This window comes from Blautia sp. HA8986 (assembly GCF_056504635.1).
This window is the reverse complement of record NZ_JBWLUQ010000001.1, coordinates 672211-688423: the sequence shown is the minus strand read 5'-3', so window position 1 is coordinate 688423 and position 16213 is coordinate 672211. Positions and strand designations below refer to the sequence as shown.

Annotated in this window: 14 protein-coding genes and 2 pseudogenes; 8 read left to right on the top strand and 8 right to left on the bottom strand. The window is 41.9% G+C overall.

Annotated elements, in window-relative coordinates; all coding sequences use genetic code 11:
* Nucleotides 1-51: 51 nt before the first annotated feature.
* The 6 genes and pseudogenes from AC04Q4_RS03075 to AC04Q4_RS03050 all read left to right on the top strand — a co-directional run.
* Nucleotides 52-573 (top strand): hypothetical protein, encoded by a 522-nt coding sequence (locus tag AC04Q4_RS03075; RefSeq protein WP_173736947.1) that lies wholly within the window; start codon nucleotides 52-54, stop codon nucleotides 571-573.
* Nucleotides 561-2668 (top strand): annotated as a pseudogene (locus AC04Q4_RS03070) (SpaA isopeptide-forming pilin-related protein); the annotation flags it as partial. The gene AC04Q4_RS03075 and the pseudogene AC04Q4_RS03070, both read left to right, overlap by 13 nt.
* 83 nt (nucleotides 2669-2751) lie before the next feature.
* Nucleotides 2752-2820, top strand: coding sequence for a hypothetical protein (locus tag AC04Q4_RS03065; protein ID WP_347708354.1), 69 nt, complete (start codon nucleotides 2752-2754; stop codon nucleotides 2818-2820).
* Between the two features lie 64 nt (nucleotides 2821-2884).
* Complete coding sequence (locus AC04Q4_RS03060; RefSeq protein ID WP_173736948.1) at nucleotides 2885-3355, top strand: helix-turn-helix domain-containing protein; 471 nt, start codon at nucleotides 2885-2887, stop codon at nucleotides 3353-3355.
* Nucleotides 3356-3485: 130 nt separating this feature from the next.
* Complete coding sequence (locus AC04Q4_RS03055) at nucleotides 3486-3587, top strand: putative holin-like toxin (protein ID WP_015524590.1); 102 nt, start codon at nucleotides 3486-3488, stop codon at nucleotides 3585-3587.
* Between the two features lie 199 nt (nucleotides 3588-3786).
* Nucleotides 3787-6914: pseudogene (locus tag AC04Q4_RS03050) on the top strand (DNA methylase); the annotation flags it as partial.
* 200 nt (nucleotides 6915-7114) lie between these two features.
* On the opposite strand, the gene AC04Q4_RS03045 reads toward AC04Q4_RS03050, so the two are convergent.
* From AC04Q4_RS03045 to AC04Q4_RS03030, 4 genes are read right to left on the bottom strand one after another with little or no spacing between them, the layout of a single operon-like run.
* Nucleotides 7115-7651, bottom strand: a complete 537-nt coding sequence (locus tag AC04Q4_RS03045; RefSeq protein ID WP_015542408.1) for a nucleoside-triphosphatase — start codon at nucleotides 7649-7651, stop codon at nucleotides 7115-7117.
* The gene (locus tag AC04Q4_RS03040) at nucleotides 7648-8532 is read right to left on the bottom strand and encodes a class I SAM-dependent methyltransferase (RefSeq protein ID WP_173736953.1); all 885 of its coding nucleotides are present in this window, start codon (nucleotides 8530-8532) and stop codon (nucleotides 7648-7650) included. Before AC04Q4_RS03040 ends, AC04Q4_RS03045 begins: the two co-directional genes overlap by 4 nt.
* A gap of 12 nt (nucleotides 8533-8544) precedes the next feature.
* A complete protein-coding gene (locus tag AC04Q4_RS03035) occupies nucleotides 8545-9342 on the bottom strand; it encodes an ABC transporter ATP-binding protein (protein ID WP_118515227.1) in 798 nt (265 codons plus the stop codon).
* 4 nt (nucleotides 9343-9346) lie between these two features.
* Complete coding sequence (locus tag AC04Q4_RS03030) at nucleotides 9347-10390, bottom strand: FecCD family ABC transporter permease (protein ID WP_173736954.1); 1044 nt, start codon at nucleotides 10388-10390, stop codon at nucleotides 9347-9349.
* A 169-nt stretch (nucleotides 10391-10559) separates the two neighbouring features.
* Between AC04Q4_RS03030 and AC04Q4_RS03025 the strand changes: the two genes are divergently transcribed.
* Nucleotides 10560-11684 (top strand): ABC transporter substrate-binding protein, encoded by a 1125-nt coding sequence (locus AC04Q4_RS03025; RefSeq protein ID WP_173736955.1) that lies wholly within the window; start codon nucleotides 10560-10562, stop codon nucleotides 11682-11684.
* Between the two features lie 90 nt (nucleotides 11685-11774).
* Here the strand turns inward: AC04Q4_RS03025 and AC04Q4_RS03020 are convergent, their stop codons facing one another.
* The 4 genes from AC04Q4_RS03020 to AC04Q4_RS03005 all read right to left on the bottom strand — a co-directional run bounded on the left by AC04Q4_RS03020 (nucleotide 11775) and on the right by AC04Q4_RS03005 (nucleotide 15718).
* On the bottom strand, nucleotides 11775-12635 hold the full coding sequence (locus AC04Q4_RS03020; protein WP_173757454.1) for a TylF/MycF/NovP-related O-methyltransferase: 861 nt from the start codon (nucleotides 12633-12635) through the stop codon (nucleotides 11775-11777).
* Nucleotides 12632-13657, bottom strand: coding sequence for an XdhC family protein (locus AC04Q4_RS03015; RefSeq protein WP_476388463.1), 1026 nt, complete (start codon nucleotides 13655-13657; stop codon nucleotides 12632-12634). Before AC04Q4_RS03015 ends, AC04Q4_RS03020 begins: the two co-directional genes overlap by 4 nt.
* A gap of 65 nt (nucleotides 13658-13722) precedes the next feature.
* Nucleotides 13723-14796: a histidine phosphatase family protein gene (locus AC04Q4_RS03010; RefSeq protein ID WP_118515219.1), complete on the bottom strand. Its 1074-nt coding sequence runs from the start codon at nucleotides 14794-14796 to the stop codon at nucleotides 13723-13725.
* Nucleotides 14789-15718, bottom strand: a complete 930-nt coding sequence (locus AC04Q4_RS03005) for an NTP transferase domain-containing protein (RefSeq protein WP_173736956.1) — start codon at nucleotides 15716-15718, stop codon at nucleotides 14789-14791. Before AC04Q4_RS03005 ends, AC04Q4_RS03010 begins: the two co-directional genes overlap by 8 nt.
* Nucleotides 15719-15928: 210 nt before the next feature.
* Between AC04Q4_RS03005 and AC04Q4_RS03000 the strand changes: the two genes are divergently transcribed.
* Nucleotides 15929-16189 carry a hypothetical protein gene (locus tag AC04Q4_RS03000; RefSeq protein ID WP_117676729.1) on the top strand — a complete coding sequence of 87 codons (261 nt, stop codon included), beginning with the start codon at nucleotides 15929-15931 and terminating at the stop codon, nucleotides 16187-16189.
* Nucleotides 16190-16213: the final 24 nt, after the last annotated feature.

Here is a 16213-nt window from a genome sequence, read left to right as displayed (position 1 = left end):
TTGTTAATTGAGGCAGTAACTCCTTTTTTTAGGATAGGATATGAGGTGAACATGAGAAAGAAATGGTTAGCATTATTGATGGTTGCTATGATGACAACAACTGCTATAGCACCATCTGTTTATGCAGAAGAATTAGAAGATTTTGAAATAGAAACAGATCAGGTAGATTCTGAAGAGAATGTAGATACAGAAGGCGAAATGGCTGAAGTACCCGATCTGGCAGATGAGGATATAGACATCGAGAAAGATGAATTTGAGGTAGAGGGGACGACCGCTTATTCGGATACAGATGTATTGGTATCTGAGGAAAATGATTTTACTTCTGATGAATTCTCTGATGGAACGGAGAATATAGAAGACGTACTTGCAGCTGGTGCAGAGGACAATTCAGCTCCTTATAGCAGTGTGGACAAACTTGAGAATGGCACTTATACAGTTACTGCCAATGTATATGTACCAGGTGAACTGAATAAAGTTTTGGTTGGCACTAATGCATTTCTTACAAATCCCAAATATCCTTTTGGATCTGGTGCTGACAAGGGAAAACCTACGACAGCGATAAGGTACTGGTAAAAGCAGACGAACTGCTTACAAAAGCGGTAACAGGTGAAGATGGAAAAGCTGTTTTTGAGCAGGATCTGCCATTTGGAATTTATTATATAAAAGAACTGGCAGCACCAGATGGTTTTGTATCTTCTGATGAGCTGATTGAGGTGACTGCGAAATATAAGGGACAGGAAGTAAAAACAGTAAAACTGGAAACCGTTTTTAAGAATGAGCCGACAACAACTGAATTTACAAAATCAGATATTACAACAGGTGTGGAACTTGACGGAGCAACACTGACGGTTTTGGATTCAGACGGAAAAGAAGTAGAAAAATGGACTTCTGTAAAAGGAAAAGCTCATGTAATAAAAAGACTCCATGTGGGAAAAACCTACACACTTCGGGAAGAGTTTGCACCATATGGTTATCTGCAGGCAGAGGAAGTGAAATTTACAGTTTCTGATACCGCAGAAATTCAAAAAGTAGAAATGAAGGATGCTGTTCCGGTTGGACGAATCATCATCAATAAAAAAGGCGAATTTGTCAAAGAAGTTACCTGGAAAGATATGCTGGCAGGTGGCATGGACGCAGCATTTGGCTATGTTACTGGTTCTCTGAAAGATGTTACTTTTGAAATTTATGCAGCGGAAGATATCAAGGTTGCAGATGGGGAAAGCAGTGATTATTATAAGAAGGACGAACTGGTAGCTACAATTACGACAGACGCTCTTGGATATGCAAGATCAGAAGATCTTCCTTTAGGCAAATACTATGTGAAGGAAAAAGAAACTGTAGATGGATATATTCTGGATGGGGAAATCAGAGAAGTTGATTTGACTTATCGTGATCAAAATACTCCGATTGTGACTTATGATGAGGACTGGCAGAATAACCGCCAGAAAGCAAAAGTAACTGTAGTTAAGAAAGAAAAAAATACGGACCGTGTTCTGGAAGGCGGAGTATTTGCACTTTATACAAAGAATGATATTTTAAATGCAGAGGGCGAAGTGATCCTGAAAGCAGATACCATGATTGAGCAGAAAGCTACAGATCAGGATGGAAGGATTGTATTTACGGCAGATCTTCCAATCAATGGCAGCTACTATGTAAAAGAAGTGCAGGCTCCTGCTGGATTTGTAACAACAGAAGAAATCAAGGAATTTGATTTTACTTATGCGGGAGAAGAGGTTCAGAAGTATCCTTTGAGTTCACTTATGAAGATGAGCCAACTACTTTTGAAATCACAAAATCAGATCTTACAACCGGGGAAGAATTACCAGGTGCAAAACTGAAAGTATCCGATCCAGAGGGAAACGTTGTGGATGAGTGGACTTCTGGAAGCACACCACACATCATTAAGGAACTGGAAGTTGGAAAGAAATATACATTAACGGAGACAATTCCTGCTGATGGTTATGCAACTGCAGAATCCATTACGTTTGTAGTAGAAAATACTGCAGATATACAGAAAGTAGAAATGCAGGATGATACAACAAAAATGTTGATCAGTAAGGTAGATATGACAGATGGATGCAGCGAGGTCAAAGATGCTAAGCTGTATATCCTTAATGAAAACCAGGAAGTTATGGAAAGCTGGACGTCGGGTGATCAGCCCCATTATGTGGAGAAACTTCCAATTGGTATTTATACATTATTGGAGGAAACAGCACCGAAGGGTTACATTGTGGCAAATAAAGTGACGTTTGAGATTAAGGACACCGGAGATATTCAGGGAGCTAAAATGGAAGATGAACAGGCAATGGGCAAGGTGATCTTAAATAAAACAGATAAAGATACCAAGAAGCCAATAAAAGGTGTAGAATTTGCCTTTTGTGACAGTAAAGGTAAAGTTCTGGAAACTCTGGTAACAGATAGTGCCGGCCATGCAGAATCAAAGAATTATCCGATTGCGACTTTTAAGAATGGGCAGTATAAAAAAGCAATTACATATATCCTGAAAGAAACAAAAACACTGGATGGCTATCAGTTGGATGAAACAGAGCATAAGATTCAGTTTGAGTATGTCGATAACCATACTCCTGTGATTGAATACACTCTGAATTTGACAAATGAGAAAGCTCCGGAAAAGGATACTCCGGAAACATCAGAAAATCAGGGAGGCAGCACTCCTGTTTCCATGGTTCTGATGCGACTTCCGTATCCAATTCACCAAAAACAGGAGATAACACAAATATTGCTATTTTTGTGCTGGCTCTTGCGGTATCAGCAGGATGCCTGGGAACTGTAGTGGCAGTCAGAAGAAAACGTAAATAATAATAGAATAAGGTTCTGGGGCTGTGTGGTTACTGCACAGCCTCATTTTGAAAAGGAGAAGAAATTGAAATTAGGAGCAAGAATAAGAAAAATCCGTATGTTTCGCAAGCTAACGCAAAAAGAACTGGGGCGCAGGTTAGGGTATGGAGAAAATAGTGCAGATGTGAGAATTGCTCAATATGAAAGAGGACAGCGTACACCGAAGCAGGAAACGCTTATCCGGATAGCAGAAATATTGGAAGTTGATGTCCGGAATTTTTTAAGTCCTGGAATTGCGACAATGGACGAATTAATGGAAACTTTATTCTGGATGGATGAAGAAAATAGAGGGCTTTTTCATCTGTTTCTGCTAAATGATTCAGAAAGTGAAACAGTTGGAATCACAATGAGGGATAAAAAAACAATGTCTTATCTGCAGGAATGGATGGGGAAAAAGCAGAAACTGGGCGATGGAAGAATTACAGAAGAGGAATATCTGGAATGGAAACTGCATTGGCCAGAGGATAAACAAAAAACAGAATATAAAACCGTATGAAGTAAAAAGGAATTGCTTTGCGGAGAGTTACCTGTTAGAATATTACTGGAGTAACCGTGTACAGGGTTGGTAAAAACCTCCTGGATTTTCAGATCCCGTTAAGGGATACAGAAGAAGGGAGGTGGAGCGAATGGATACATACGAAGTCTTGAGCTTATTGTTCTTAGGCGGTACGTTTCTGATTGCTTTGCTTGCCTATTTGGATAATAGGGACAACAAGCGAAAAAAATAGCCTACCCTGTCTGCCAACAGGATAGGCAGCTCTCTTTGAGAGCAAAATAAATTAAAACCTAATCCAGGAGCATCCACCTTGTGGGCGGTTACTCTTTTCAATTAGAATATAGCATTTTCTCTCCGAAAAGTAAAGTACATTTTATGCAGCCAATTCTAAAAAGAGAGGGCTGTTTTTTTATTGACAGGAGGGAAGTTAAATGTCTAAACTACAGGACATCCGAAACTTGGTACAGGAACATGCCGTATCAGTAAGCAGTTCGCCAGGGAATTGGATGGATTATATGAATACAGCATCAAGATTATATCGGTATTCTTTTTCTGATCAGCTTCTGATTCATGCACAGCGTCCAGACGCAACAGCCTGTGCATCGCTGGAACTATGGAATGAAAAGATGTTACGCTGGGTAAATCGTGGTGCAAGAGGAATTGCCCTGTTTGATGAAACCTGGCAGAATACCAAACTTCGTTATGTGTTTGATATTTCGGATACCCACATGGTAGCCGGAGGCAGAAGCCCGTATCTTTGGCAGATGCAGGAACAACAGAGAGAAGAGATCCTCACCCATCTGGCAGAGGTCTATGCTCTGGAAGAAAAGGATACAGCAACCCTGCAGGACGCATTAATGGCAGTAGCAAGGGAAATGGTCAGTGATAATCTGGAGGAGTACCTGGATGGGTTGGAATATGCGGTAGAGGACACTTATCTTGAGGATCTGGATGAGGTGACGATCCGCAGTGATTTCCGTCAGCTGACAACAGACAGTGTTTACTATATGCTTTCCAGGCGATGCGGGCTTGACCCGACGGAATTTCTGGAAGAAGAGGACTTCATGCATATCACAGATTATAACCGTCTGTCTGTTCTCACCTTCCTTGGAAATGCGGCAAGCCAGCTCAGTGAGAGTATTCTGATTGATATTGGAAAGACCGTACATAAAATTTCTCTGGAAGAAGCGAGAAAAGAGGTTGAAAATTCCAATGAAAGGAATTATAATAACTTTACCACGTTAATGTGTGAAACTAAAAACCGGGATGCAGAAGCGAAAAAAGAAGAAAATATTGAAAATGAAGGAGGAACCGATTATGGAACTGACATATCATCGCAAGGGAGATTACCTGTTTCCGAACCTGACCGTAGAGGAGGAAGAAGTGACGATCGGGAAATACGGGATGCTACGGAGGAGCTTTCTGAAGGAACACAAGAACAGCCTGTATCAGAGCCTGTTCCTGACAGGGAAGCTGAACAGCCATCTGGAACAGATCGAGAAAGCAGCACAGGAGAGAATGGACAGCCAGATGGAGAAATTACTGGAGAAGAATCCGGCACCGGACAAGGAAGCAGATCCGATAGCATGGACAGCACACATGAACGCATTGATGGTAACAGTGGAAGAGAGCATCTTGACGGAATTGGTATACAGTTAGTCGAAGATACAAGAGAAGATGGATTGAGTAAAGCAGAGGAAGAAATCGCCTCTGCTTTATCTTTGCCCGAATATCCAACTGCAAATGAACAAAGACGGCAGATCGAGGAAAGAGCAGCAGCCCTTTATGCCGGAGAAATCCCGATTCCAGAAAGCGTTGTCGACGAGATCTTACGGACAGGAGGAAACCGGGCGGGCAGTCAGCTTCGTATCATCTACAATTTTATGAGCGAACAGGCCCCGGAGGAATATACGGAGTTTGTGAAGCGTGAATACCGCAAAGGTGGAAAAGGCTTACAGATTGATGGAAATGAATATTCGGTCTGGTTTGATGAAACTGGGATGCAGATCGCAGTGGGGCATACGGTCACAGACCAGATTTTAGATAAGGCATTTTTATCATGGGAAGATGTCAGCGGACGTATCCATCAGCTTTTAGATCAGGGTGAATATGCACCGCAGTCTGTATTGGATGCGGCAAGAAGTAATGCAGTAAAAGAACACGCCCAGGCTCTTGCCTATATGAAAGGGGATATGGCAGAAGGAGTAGCGGAGATTGTTTTTGATGAGGATGATTTACCACATCTTCACAGTATCTATCCGGAGATCACGGATTATCTGGAAGAAAAGCTGGAAGATCCACAGTGGCTTTCGGAACTGAATGAAAGACTGGATGCACTGGCAGAAGCCTATGAAGAAAATCATTCCATTATGCGTTTCCATCATTATAATCCTATAAATATCTCAAAACAGTTTCAGAAGTTTGCGGATGAGGTCATCCCTTATCAGGCAAGAGACGGGTTTGCATGGAAAGAGCATCCGATGTTCATTACGCAGGATGAGATTGATGTTTTTCTTGCAGGAGGTGGAGCGTATTCGCAGGGCAGGCTTAGGACATATTCCTTTTATCTGCTGCATGAGGATGAAAGATCGAGGACAGGTTTTATCAAGGAACAGTATGGGATCGGTGGAAGCAGTCATGCACTGTCTGGTGCCGATGATTCACACGCAAATTATGATGGAAAAGGATTGTTTCTTGCAAGAGGTGCTTATGGGAATCCACATACGTCAGTTTTATTATCCTGGAATAAAGTTGCAAATAGAGTAGCTTATCTGATAAAGAATGACCAGTTCCTGCAGGCAGAAGATTATGCTCGTATGCCGGAATATGAACGGGAACAGATGGCGAACAAGGTACTCCGCTTTTAGGACCGTCTTCCGGAAGAGATAGACAGACCATTTACGGATGATTTCTTCTGGGAAAAACCAGGAAAAGAAATGGTGGCAGTTTTAGAGAATCCAGAGCAGACAGAAGAACTGTTACAGAAGATGGATGCAGCATTGGCAGTTCTGCCATTAGATTTTGAGGCATATGGGACAAACTACCAGCAGAAAACAGAACTTCTTTCAGAACTTCACCAGTATGCAGAAGGAACCTATACGATTTTCCCGACACCGGAAGCAGAACCGTCTTTTGCGGAACCATCCGGGCACCAGATGACCATGTTTGATTTTTTGGATACGAAGGCAGTGACAGAACCGACCGTAGTAGATATGTCAGATGTGGAGGAAATAGAAGAGGAATAGGTTACTGCCAAAGAAGATATTCCGGAAAGTCAGGAACAGGAAAAAGCCGTGATAGAACCACACAACTTCCGTATCCAGGATAATGACCTTGGTGCAGGCGGTCCGAAAGCAAAGTATAAGACAAATATGGAAGCCATTCATTTGTTACAGACTTTGGAGAAAGGTTACAGAATTTGGAGAAAGAAGAACGTCTGGCAACACCCGAAGAACAGGAAATCTTATCCCGTTATGTTGGTTGGGGTGGCATCCCGCAGGCATTTGAAGAGAATAACAGCAGCTGGGCAAATGAGTATCTGGAGTTAAAGAATACCTTAGTCTCAATGTTAGATTACTACACCGAAAGGTGTGTCACTTGCTAAGTTGATTGAACCGCCGTGTACCGAACGGTACGCACGGTGGTGTGAGAGGTCGAAATATCTCATTCACAAGATGAGATATTTCTCCTACTCGATTTACTTGACAAAGCTACTTGACCCTTTGGTTAGTTCCGAACGCATAGCCCCGGGAGTAATTATTAAGGAGATGAGATTTTATATTGAATGTGATTAAGTAAAGAGCAATCATTTCGATTGTCTTCAGAAATTATAATGATTTCTACCTTTGGGTGATTTACGATTTCAGGCCAGAAAGATTCTGCAGGTTCTTGCAATACCCCTAAAATGGGAGTCTGCCCATCCAAAAGGTTTAGGATTTTTCTCCGAAATAAAGCTGCGTCTGCTTCATGTGGACCAAGCTCATCCATAACAATTAAAGAGCAGTCAGAACACATGGAAAGAATATTGCATCCAAGGCGATCAAAGGTATCGGCAGTGTGTTCATCTGTTTTTCCGCATAAAAACAAAAGATTAGATTCGTTTGGGAGCTCCTTCTCTTTTAGATGGTACATATGAACTGAATACTGATCCTTCAGATAGTTTTTTGTGCGGACAGTCAGGAATCCATCAGAGGTTTTCTTATAATCATCTAATATCTTTTGGATCAATGTAGATTTTCCAATGTGTTTTTTACCAGTTAAAAATATATGTTGAGTCATAGTAAAGTCCCATTTCATTTTATAATAGTTCTATAGTCAGGTCGTATTGTTTTGTTTCGAACATCCCAGAGAATTCTTCCATAAGTGGAATCAGTTATTTCCTTGATCTGCCCATCTTTGTTTAAGTGAGATTGAATCCATTGCATGATTTTATTTGCGTTTTCCTGTGTATATTCTTCAGAAGGAAGCATGTGCTCCATGAGGGAATCAATATATTGTTCATCCGGAGTTACCCAGGTTTCACGATGGAGTTTTTCATAGCTTGTTTCAGGATTATATCCAAGCAGAAATAATATATTGAAAAGAGAGAAAAACCATCGCCCATTCCATTGGGGTGCTGTTTGTTTGCCAAATACTTCCTGTAAGATCTGTTCCCTGAGTGAATTTCGTCTGTCAAGATGCGTGATATTACAGCACCATGCCCTGCTCATTTCCATAGATTTTATCAGTCCGTCCATATTGTGGATTGCAGGTGTCATGGAACTGAATACCAAATCAAATGCATGCGTATACCCCGATTTATCAATATCTAATGTCTGAAAATTACATGTATAGAGTATAGCGTTATTTAAGCCTTCATTTTGGATATGTTCCATTCCGTGTTTAACCATTTTATCAGAAATATCCAGCCCCACTACTTTGTGTACATATTTGGCAAATGCAGCAGCAAACCGTCCGGGACCGCATCCAATATCTGCGACATCATAATTTTTTTCAAGAAGTCCTTTGAAATCCAGGTAGTTTATTGCGCTGATGACACGTTCATCACCTTTTTCTTTCTTTTTGCGTGCGTCCTCCCAAAAGTCTGCACGTTTATTCCATCTTTCTATAGCCCGCTCAGGTAATTCTGCAGGCTCAGATTCCTGCAGAGAAATAAAATAATCCAATATAGAGTCCATGTATCATTTCTCCTAAAATGCTTTTGGTGAGCTATTTACCGGTAAACAGATAGTTCGTTCACGGCCATAGCGGTCGTGTGTAGTTATCACATCCATTTCAATATCGTAAACAGATTGTAAGGTTTCAGATGTAATGATTTCTTTGGGAGAGCCGAATCCCATAACCTTTCCGGATTTCATGAGAAGAACTTTGTTTCCCACGGAAAAGGGATGCTCAGGACTATGTGTTGACATAATAATGCAATAGCCCTGATTGGCCAGCCCTGAAATTACTTCCATGAGAAGCTGATGATTGGCATAATCCAGATTGGCGGCTGGCTCGTCCATGATGAAGATTTTTGCAGACTGACAGATTGCACGGGCAATTAAAACCAATTGCCTTTGTCCTCCGCTTAAGGAAGTATATTTCCTGTTGGCAAGAGGCAGGGCATTTACTTTCTCCAAGGCAGCAAAAGCTGCTTCCTGATCAGGCTCTTTTGGGGTTTCAAATGCGGAGAAATGAGAAGCACGCCCCATAATTACCATATCAAGAACTGTATAGGCAAATACAGGGGAATGATATTGGGGAATATATGCAATCATATTTGCCAGTGTTTTGGTTGTAAAGTCACTAATATTTTTTCCGGCTATCTTTATTTTTCCATTAGAAACAGGAAGGGAACCTAATATCATGCGGAACAGAGTGGTCTTTCCGCAACCATTAGGGCCAAGCAGACAAAGCACATCACCATAGTCTGCGCTGCAGCTGATACCCTTTAAAATATCACCATTGCCGTAACCGCCAAAAACATTTTCAATTTCCAGAAGCATATAATTACGTGCGCTCCTTTCGTTTGATGATAAGATAGATAAAGAAGGGGGCGCCCATGATACTTGTGACAACGCCAAGTGGAAGTTCCATGGACAAAAGGGAACGGGAAATATCATCAACAAGTATCAGGTATCCACCGCCAAGGATCGCACTTGCAGGTATCAGCCTTCTGTAATCAACACCAACCAGTGCACGTGCCAGATGGGGGATCATCAGCCCGACCCATCCGATCAATCCTCCAAGACAGACTGCAGCGGCGCTGAGTAATGTGGAAGCGACTATAAAAATCAGACGATATTTACGCACATTGATTCCTAAACTTTTGGCTTCTTCTTCATCCAAAGTCAGCAGATTGATCTGCCATCGAAAAATAAAAATCAGACTTAATCCAATGATCATTGGAAGAACACTCCAGCAAAAGGATTTGGTTGTGGTTTTGGTTAAGCTGCCCATAAGCCAGAAAGTAATTTGCTGGAGAACATCATTGGGGTCTGCCACATATTTGATCATTGTGACACCGGCATTGCAGAGTGACATGATCATAGTTCCGGTCAGAACAAGACTGAGGGTCTGGGAATGTGCGGATTTTCGGCTGATAAGATAGGATGCGGCTACTGCGGCCACACCACCTGCAAAAGCAGAAAGCTGAATCATCCAGTTGGAAGCTCCGTTTAAAATTGCAAAAGCAGCTCCGAGACTTGCACCGGAAGAAACTCCAAGGATATCAGGAGATACCAGTGGATTGCGAAACATTCCCTGATAGGTTGCACCTGCTACCGAGAGGGAAGCACCAATAAATAAAGCAGACAGAATACGGGGCAGACGGATATTCCAGAATATGGTAACTGCCTGGGGTAAAATATCTCCTTTAAAACCAAATTTTGATAAAAATGCATTTAGTACCTGCACTGGTGTAAGCGGATAATATCCCACCCAGAATGAGAGTACTATAATGATAAACAAAAGTACCAGCATAACCGCCAACAGCAGAACATATCGTCTTTGTCGGGCAGCGGCGGCATTTTTTTCATTAGCTGTCAGATTCATAATCATTCATCCTTGTAACTTGACTAATCAAATTTACGGTGTTATACTCAGAAAAACCGAATTGTTTTCAAAAACTATTCACATATACATTATAATACTTAAAAATTGTATAGTCAATTTCAATAAGCGTCAATTATGAGTAATGCGGAGAAAAGAAAGGAGAGAGTTTATGAAAAAGCACAGACAACTTTTGGCTCTGCTTATATGTCTGGTGATGTCAGTCAGTCTTTTAACAGGATGTTCTGAAACGAAAGCTGCTACTGAAGAGCCGACGCAGAGTGCGGAGCAGGATGCCACGCAGGAAACTGCTGAAACCCGTGAGATCACAGACATGGCAGGAAGAAAAGTAACTGTCCCAGCAGCAGAAAATATTGAATCTGTTTTTTCAGCAGGTCCGGTAGCTGCAATTTTTCTGTATATGGTTGCACCGGATAAGCTTCTTGGGTGGAATTATGAACTGAATGATGTTGAGAAATCTATTATTCTGGACAAATATCAGGATCTTCCTAATTTTGGAATGGGTGATGCTGTCAATTATGAAGCAGTAATTGCTGCCAATCCTACAATTGCTATTAATAGTGGAAAGATTAATGATGCAATGGTTTCTGATTGCGATGCGTTATCAGAAAGCCTTGGAATTCCGGTTGTTGCAGTAGACAACGAGCTTAATAATTCTGCAGAAGCTTTTCGTTTTATGGGCGAACTTCTTGGTGTAGAAGATCATGCAGAAGAGCTTGCCCAGTATGCGGAGCAGGTATTTACTGATATTAATGCACTTTCAGATATTCCAGAAGAAAAGAAAGTCAGTGTATACTTCGGTAATGGAGAGGATTCACTGGAAACTGCACCCAGGGGATCCCAGCATGCACAGATTCTTGATGTCATCAATGCAGTCAATGTTGCAGATCTGGAATTGGGAGATGGATCTCGTGTTCAGATTTCAGCAGAACAGCTTCTTGCATGGGATCCGGATGTGATTGTTGTAAATGGTGAACCAAAGGCAGATAAAAGCGGAAGTTCTGCAGCAGAAGATATCCTGAGCAATCCTGATTATGCTTCATTAAAAGCAGTACAGGACCAAAAGGTTTATGGAACTCCGAATGCACCGTTTAGCTGGGTGGATCGTCCGGCAGGACCAAATCGTCTGATCGGTATGCGATGGTTCTCAGCATTGATTTATCCGGAATATATTAAATGTGATATCAATGAAGAAATACATAAATTTTTCGATCTTTTTTATCATGTTGATCTGTCCGATGAACAGTTGGAAAATGTTCTGAAAGGAACTTTATAAAGGTTAGGCATGGACGTGAAAAAGGGCTATACAATAAATAAACGAAAAAGAAACGCTGGTTCCGGTAAATACCGGTTCCGGCGTTTCTTTTTATAATTTTCGGATTATTGCGCTTCCATGCAGATCGCATACAGGATCTGCAAACAGATGGTTTTTCAGACAGAATTCCTCAACCGCTTTTCGGCATCCGGAAAACTGTGTACTGTACACATCGTGAACCAAGAGAACTCCTCCGGTGGCCAGGCGTTCATAGAACAGAGGAAGTGCAGCAGCAGTTGGAGCATAGAGATCCGCGTCCAGAGATACAAAACAAAAAGTTTCATCTCTAACATCGGAAAAGGTATCTGGAAACCATCCTTTGTGGATCACAGTACGTGTAGAATCTGGCATAACATGAAGAACAGAGTCAATATCAGTAGAAGAAAAATCACCTGTTTTGGCGCGGGACAGATTACCGGAGGCTTCTATTGTGATATCCTTTTCTGAAAAGCCCTCAAAAGTATCAAAAAGATGGATTTTTCGGTCTGGAAAGGCTGCACTGATCAGGGAAGAAAATTCACCTCGGAAAACACCCAGTTCTGCAACATTTCCCGGAATATCCAATTGATAGATCTGCTCAGATAAAAGACGCATAACAGCAACCCGTGCGTCAAACATGCGAAGGACGGAGGGATCACGAAAAGGTCCGTGATAACCCAGGTTTTCCATCTGTTTTATCATAGAATTACGCCGTTCTTCATCCAGAACTCCCAGGATGACCAGATCCGGGAGAAGTGCTACTGCAGCATCCGGAGAACAGACTGGAATATTCCCAATATAGGATCCGTGTTTATGGGGGTCATTATCAGCAAAGCACAGGAGCTGACAGGGACTGTTGAGAAGTCTTGCTGTCATTTGTCCAATTTGTCCGGCACCAAATATTACAGCTTTATATACTGATTTTGCCATCATTTTGATGTAGCCTTTCTGTCAGCACGAACCTGGATCATCTGTCCTGTGATGGAAATGCCGATTTCAGCCGGTGTTTCTGCTTTGATCTCCAGTCCTATAGGTGAGATGATACGGTTTAAATCTTGTTCATTAATGTTGTATTCTTCAATCAGACGGCGAAATACAGCAGCTTTTTTTGCGCGGCTTCCAATGACGCCTATATAGCATGCAGGTGTAGCGAGAAGCTGTGCCTGTACAATGGTATCATAGGAATGTCCGCGTGTCATGACGCAGCAATAATCAGCAGCTGTGATAGAAACATACTGCTTTAGATGGTTGAAATCACAAAGTATTGTTTCAACTGCTCCCGGGAAAAGAGCAGGATCTGTAAATTCCGGCCGGTCATCCAGGACAACACAGCGAAAATCAACGCTTGCAAGGATTGGGACAAGCTTTTGTGAGACATGTCCGCCGCCGAATACATAGACAGTTCCTGAGGTTCCCATCTGTTCAGAAAACAGATCATAATCTTCACTATGATATCGGTGTGGCTTTGCAGATAAAGAAGATAATACAGAAGAAGGAACATTGGCAGTTCCGATGAGACCGCATGCAGGACTGTAGAGGCTCACACCGGAGGTGGTGAGAAGATCGCAGATCAGCCAGAAATCTTTTCGCTCTTCATAGAATTTTTCCGCAGTTTCCGTGATTTCCATAATAATCGGATCGTTATGATCAAGATACTGGAAAAAGGCCGTAACATCACCACCACAGATCATACCAATATTTTCAACATCTTTATGATTCAGCCGGAATTCATGCTGGCAGGATTCCTTTTTTTCAAGAATATCCAATGCCATACATTCAGCACGATATTCTACAGCTCCACCTCCGATGGTTCCGGAAATCCTGCCGCTTTTTCCGACCAGCATGCGGGAACCGGCACCTCTTGGTGTAGACCCTGAGGATGCTGTAACGGAAACAAGTACAAGATCGTTTTCCTCTAGGAATTGTTGTTTTATTGTCTGAAATAATGTTCTCATATAATAAAATACCTCCTAACTAAATTAAGTGATTTTTCTGCTCCAGTTGTGTATGCCTTCCTGGACTAAAGCGTGATATGGCAGAGCGACTGTATCATGTCCTGCAGTTTGCGGGCTTGTTCTAACTGCTGCTCATGAGCTTTGCAAGCTTCTGGACTTTTGCATTTACTCATGCTGTCGGCAAATCTTTTTTCTATGGTTACACGTTGTGTTTCCTGAATCAGTTTATCAGCCAGAAATACAATAGCTGCTTCATCCAGCTTGGTTTCCAGCAGACCATGGTGCTGTGAAATAATCTGGCTGATCTCAGGATAACCTAACTGTAAGAAAAGTTCACCGCCTGTTTTGGTGTGATGCCTCTGAAGTCTGGCAATATCATGCAGAAGTGCACCGGAGCGAACAAGCTTCTGATCAAAGATATAACCATTGGATTCCAACATATTGCATAAACAACAGGCAAGTTCAGTAACAGCATCACTGTGAGCCTGTACATGACGGGGCAGAGAAACCGCATTGCGAAGCCTGAAGCATAGCCCGTCATTTAATTCAGGATGAGGCAGTATATAACTGGGATCAGAGAAAGAAATATTATTTCTTTCATTCACTTCCAGATGATAGTAAGAGCCACAGGGAAGACGAAACCGCTGCCTGCTGTACATACCGGAATGTAATGCATATATATAAGAAGAGATTACATCTGTATGAGCTACCACTGCAATATCACCTTCAGAAGCGCAAAGAATCTTATGAACTGCCTGCGAAAAGCGAAAACCAGATGCAGCAGGAGTTTCTGCTCCCGGGATCGGATGATCAGGGTTATTTTCACGGGCTTTATAAATGTCCGGCCATCTCTGGCGTATTTTATCAAAAGAAAGGCCATCCCATTCTCCCAGATTTCGTTCTGACAGATCAGAAACAATTATATGTGGAAGCTCAGGTGCCATATGGCCTGCTGTCTCAACAGCTCTTAACAAAGGACTGCAGTATATCCTTGATATTTTATCGGACAATTCTTCATTAAGAAGGACTGCCTGCAGGTGTCCAAGCATGGATAGAGAGAAATCTGTCTGTCCCACACAGTAAGAATGTTCATCCGGATACTGTGGTTTTCCATGCCGGACCAGATAAAGGCTACGCATTTAAAAATCCTCCGAAACATTCTTCAAATATTTTTTTTGAACAGGAACGTGTTTCTTCTGAAAAACGGGCATATCGTTTTAGAAATTCTTCGCCGTATGGTGTCAGTTCACTATGGCTTCCCCTTGTACCGCCCTGGCTTCTGATGATCAGAGGTTCATGAAACTGTGATTCCAGGGTATGGATCAGGTTCCAGCTGGTAGAATAGGAAATGTGCATGCGCTCACAGGCATCACGGACAGATCCTGTTTCATGGATCAGTGTAAGCAGCGAATAGAGCTTTTCATCAAAAAAAACTTTTTCCCGGGCTAGCTGAATATGGATTTCAGAACGGATCAGGCTCTGGTTGTGTATGCGGAGGAGTTCATCGTAATCCTCTGGTGTATCAGCATCATGAATAATACCGGGATCCTCTACATTAAGATAATACATGGGTTCCCCGCAATTATCCACAGCACCTTTAAGTCCTGATTTTCCGTCATCACTTAGAATGGAATCAATCAGTGTGGAACGAATCAGAATGGGATGACCGGGATTGCCATTACAGACCGGAGTTACAAGGGGACGCCCCAGAGAGAGCATTTGCGTGACTGTCTGGGCTGTGAACAGCGGAACATCAACAGGTGTAAAGAGTACCGTATCCACTTTCTCTTTCAGATACTCAAGTCCGATCCTGACAGAATCAAACATATGAGTGTTTGCATAGTTCTCATTTCGAAGAAAGACTACATTATTGGAAGCCAGGTGGCATTCCAGAACATCTGCATGATATCCGGTTACCACTACTACTTTGGAAATTCCGGCCTGCCGGAAATTATTGATCACGCGCTGTGCGATGGAAATGGAGCCAAGCTGAAGCATGGGTTTAAAGTCTCCCATTCGTGATGATTTCCCCGCAGCCACGATGAGGGCGCCTGTCTGCATTCAGATACCTCCTTCTTTCAATGATATTATACAAATTTGATATTATTATAACATATAAAAGAATAAAAATAGTTAAAATTTTAAATAAAACAAAATAAAATTGTCTGGAATATATAAAGTAGCCAACTATTAATTATTTGTAATTTGTATAATTGTGCAAAATCATGGTAGTATGGATATATAAAATAACGTGGACAGGAGAACTTTTTTATGGATAAGATTTTTGAGATTACCGCAAAAGAAGTTACTGTACAGGTAAAAGATGAGCGTACAGGGGTTGTATACAGCCGGACGCTTCCCATCGATTATTATGAGAATGCAAATGTTTTAAAGCTCAGCGGTGAGAATCTGGACGGAAGCAGTTCTTCCATTGTTTTCTATTCCGCCAGAGGAATAGAGAGACTGAAAGATCTGACAGGCAGAGGAGCTGACCATGATCCGTGCGGAACGCATAAGCCTGAAGATCAGTAAGATGGAAACGAATTTTTTAAAAGG